The organism is Streptococcus sp. HMSC076C09 (assembly GCF_001837905.1).
GTDB lineage: Bacteria > Bacillota > Bacilli > Lactobacillales > Streptococcaceae > Streptococcus > Streptococcus parasanguinis_I.
The window spans coordinates 77930-82142 of the sequence record NZ_KV834640.1; the positions used below are offsets into that span (position 1 = coordinate 77930).

Annotated in this window: 5 protein-coding genes; all 5 read right to left on the reverse strand. The window is 33.9% G+C overall.

Annotated elements, in window-relative coordinates:
* Positions 1-357 precede the first annotated feature (357 nt).
* A complete protein-coding gene (locus HMPREF2704_RS04270; protein WP_024055285.1) occupies positions 358-684 on the reverse strand; it encodes a hypothetical protein in 327 nt (108 codons plus the stop codon).
* 8 nt (positions 685-692) lie between these two features.
* Entirely contained in the window at positions 693-989 is a 297-nt protein-coding gene (locus HMPREF2704_RS04275) for a hypothetical protein (protein ID WP_024055284.1), read from the reverse strand.
* A gap of 13 nt (positions 990-1002) precedes the next feature.
* Positions 1003-2379 (reverse strand): hypothetical protein, encoded by a 1377-nt coding sequence (locus HMPREF2704_RS04280; protein WP_070845768.1) that lies wholly within the window; start codon positions 2377-2379, stop codon positions 1003-1005.
* 4 nt (positions 2380-2383) lie between these two features.
* The gene (locus HMPREF2704_RS04285; protein WP_024055282.1) at positions 2384-2971 is read right to left on the reverse strand and encodes a hypothetical protein; all 588 of its coding nucleotides are present in this window, start codon (positions 2969-2971) and stop codon (positions 2384-2386) included.
* Between the two features lie 517 nt (positions 2972-3488).
* Positions 3489-4213: DUF389 domain-containing protein (locus HMPREF2704_RS04295; RefSeq protein WP_070845770.1), on the reverse strand; the 725-nt coding region annotated here is incomplete at its 5' end.

The following is a 4213-nucleotide window of genomic DNA, read 5'->3' on the forward strand; positions in this document are numbered from 1 at the left end:
TTGGACTAAAAACAGCGTATTATCAAGGCTTTTCTGAACAATATCTACTTTTTAATTTCATAAAATCTGAATCAATATTTTTTAAATAGGGGAATAGTTTAGTTCTGTAAGTATTAATATAACACACCATAAAGCTTATTATATCAGATTTTCCCAGTTTTAGAAAAATAAGTAGAGAAAAAAACAACATCTGGATTTTCCAAAAGATCTTGATCAAACAACCTTTACAACGAGTTGACGTATTTATAATAAAAGGAATTGCTATCAAAAATTGGTTTATTTTCAATTTGGATTTACACAAATTTTCAGACAATTGGAGAAAGCAATATTTCAAAGTATTATAAATAGTGATAGGAGTTAAACCTTCTTCTTTTCTTTTTCAAGAGATTCCATGCTTTTATTGTAAAGTTGATTTTCTTCCTGATATGTTTGGTTTAATCTAGACTCGAACCTAGAAATTCTCTTTTCAAAGTTATCTCTATTTTCTTCTAATTGCCACAATTCAAGCATCGGAAGTTCTTGATGATGGTTATGACAATAGGAGATGATAAGATCGGTCAAATCCTCAGATAGTCTTTTTGCATCTCGCTTCATATCTTGATAATCTAATTCATATTCTGCTACTTTCCTTCTAAAAACTTGATGATCACTCTCGACTTTACTAATTTTATCATTGATATTCATGAATTCTCCTAAAGTATTGGACTGGACAGATCCGGTTTAGGTACTTCGGTTAAAATTTTGTTAATGGCATCAGCAGCATCCCCCGTTAATCCTCCTTCTAGGGAAGCAGGTACTTGAAAAGTGGAAAAATTCTGCATCTTAAACGCCTGATAGTCCAACCATGTTTGTAAGATAGCTTCTTCTGCCGTTAGGACAGCTCTTGTTGTTGAAACTAAGGCCTGGATTGCCAATCGTTCTTGAACTTTCATATATTCAATTTTTATGCGCTCTGCTTCTAATCGATCTTCAGTATTCGGTTCAATCATTCATTAACTCCTTTTAATTGCTAAAAATCTTGGCACCTATTTGATCACTCTCAATAATTCTATCAGCAACCTTATTTAGGTTATCTGAAATTTGAGACATTTTATTCTTATAATCGCTTGCCGCAGAGGTAGTGTTTGACTCTTTTACACTGTTCCATGCAATATCTAAACTTAGTTCAGATAATAGAACCTCTACTTCGCTAGATGGTAAGTGACGAGCAATACTATACGCTTCAGTTTTAAGGGATGAAATTTTTTGAGAAACTTTTTCCTTTTCAGACTCAATTTTTGATTTAATTTTTTCCTCGTAAACTTCAGCTTGAAGTTTCGTGGTTTCCGCACTTACTCGGACCAATTCTTCTCTTAAACTAATTTTTTTACTACCAGAACTAGTCTTCAAGGAATCCTTTAATTCTTTGATTTGTTTGATATTTAAAGAAATCAAATCTTGTTTAGTTGGTTCAGGAGCGAAAGGACCGTAATTATCTAGATACTTTTTGACGTAATACTCTGGTAAATTATAATTACCTTTTATTTTATAATAATCAAGTATTTTTTTCGTTTTATATTCTGCAATCTTTCGGACTTGTTTTTCTGTCATGCCAGAAGCAAAACGGTTATGCTTATAATACCAGTCAATGTCTAAAGTATTACCCTTCATATGTGGTGTCCTAGGTGAATGTCCATCTTCGTCTCCAACGACTTCAAACATCATTGTTTTACCATAGGGAACAGCACCACCATTACCATCAAGATTAACAACGTCCCTTCTACTATCTCTATAGATCGTAGCGTTCTTATTAAGATAGGCTACCTGTTCCTTTGAAATACCACCTGTATCTACAGCTTTTTTAGCTGCGAAATCCATAAAATTTGTAACTTTAATAGTCCGATTCTCTTTAAGTCCATACTTTGAAGCTGTATAAGCTACGCCAGGTCCTGCTTGACTATGCCCAGACATGTTAGAGATCACACCATTTTTATCTTTGGATTTAATCTTCTGTTGTGTATCTAAGTAAAATTTATCAATATCCTTTGCCTGAGCCGTCAAGCCAAATACTGTAGAATCTATGGCATTTGAAAAAGAAAACGTAATATCGAAATCTTTTTTCCAAAAATAACCTTGCTCATCAAAATACTTTAAATGCTCAAAAGGAATCTGAGTCCCCGCCACAACTATCGTTGTTTCCTGATAATTAGGATTATTACCTTTTTGATCATCAACAGGGACAAAGGCAATTGCTTGAGTAGTGGCATCCATACTGTTAACGATTTGGAAATATCTTTCCTCTTCGTTTATATAATAACGGATTATCTTACCAGGCTTTTCTCTGACTTTACTTTTTAGCCCCAACTGTAAGTTCTGTACTTCTTCATCAGACAAAGTCATATCATTAGTCTCCTTTACTCAAGTTAATATTATAAACAATTTCTGCAGTCGGACTCCCTTTACCATTCTTCATAACTCCTTTTAATTGACCATCCTCAACTAATAATTCGATATTTCCATCGATAAAAGGCTGTCTAGTCAGTTTAACTTCATTAGGTAAGTGTTGTTCATTGGAAACATCAATAAATTTCCCATTTGAGTCCTTTAATTCTATAACTTCATTCCCATCTCCATCAAAATCAACTATTATATGTGAGACGATACCAATGTCACTTGAAATTACATTTTTAACTTCAGTACCAAGAGTGGCTTTATTTCCATGGTTATCATAAATAGTTGGACGAATATAGACATTGGAGAAAGTTGACCCTTCCTCAGTAACGTAGATTGGAGAAAATTCAATCTTTTCAACCCCTGAGTAATATTCTTTTATATAAGTTCCTAGTTGCTCTTCTAGCAAACGAAAGCCATGCTGATAGAGTTTGGCTGTTTGGGGGCCAAGATTTGGTTTAGTCAGCTTATTATACATATATGTTCCTCCAAATATAAGAATTATTACAATAGCAATTATTTTAGTAACCTTATTTCTCATTAGTCGCCTCCGATCTAATTGATTATCCACCATTTTTTGCATGCAACCATATTACTTATTATAACATAATTGCTAATTTGTAACATTAAGCCAAACAGAAAAGCATCCCGTATTTTTGATACGAAATGCTTTCAATAAGTTTAAATAAGTTTTAACGTTTACTAAATTGTGATGCTTTACGAGCTTTCTTCAAGCCTGGTTTGGAAAGTATGAATTTCAGTTGGACTAAAAACAGCGTAATATCAAGACTTTTCTCCGCTTTTATAAAAGCTTTTTTCCAATCAAATTCAACTAATTTTATCCGAATGGTGTGGATTTTACCCCCAAAATTACAGAGAATGGAGCTGATAAACACTAAACGTTCACACCATTAGTTAAATGATTTTTTGTTCATCATTTTTCTTAGATGATAGAACTTCTAATTTATTTCTTATTCAAGCAAAAACAACCTGCTATAAGTAAGAAAGAGGAAGATACAAGAAAAACACGGCGTAAAAACCGATTCAGTTCATTGTCCTCAATCCTTGTCTGCTTCATTTTCTTTTACGAGATCGTTTTGTGAATCTTTTTCAGAGAGTTTTTGATCAATATACTTGTCAATGTTTTCATAAAATTCCTTGGTCGCTTCACTATCTAATGTTGGCGAGTTCTGAACTTGATTCACTTTCAATTGAACAGATTGAATACCGTAAGAGGCTTGTTTTTGGTGGAGTGTTTCTAATTCTTCTTCTGAAATCGGATCTCCAACAACCGTCAAGACCAATTCATTGTTACTTGACTTGTAGACTTGATTAATAACCGTATAATTGGCGAACTCTTTTCCTACAAACTGTTTGATCCCTTCTTTGCGCGCTTGTTCTATTGTCAGAGTAACTGCCGAATAGCTAGCTGGAAGAATCAACAATACAATCAAAGATATCAAGCCAATTCTCATTTTAATGCTCAGCTCTTTAAATGAAGTTAAAGGAGATTTTCTCATCAAAATTCTTGTTCCAACAATGTTGGCTAGCATGATAAAGACACAGTTGATCAAGAAAAGATAGAGAGCCCCCAATAAAAATCGTACATTCCCATTAGCTAAACCATAGCCAGCAGTACAGATAGGCGGCATCAGAGCTGTAGCAATGGCTACTCCTGGCACGATATTGTTTGCTTCTTTTTTCCTTGAACCGATCACACCAGCAATCCCACCAGCAATAGCAATGAGGACATCCCAAATGGTTGGAGAGGTTCGTGCAATCA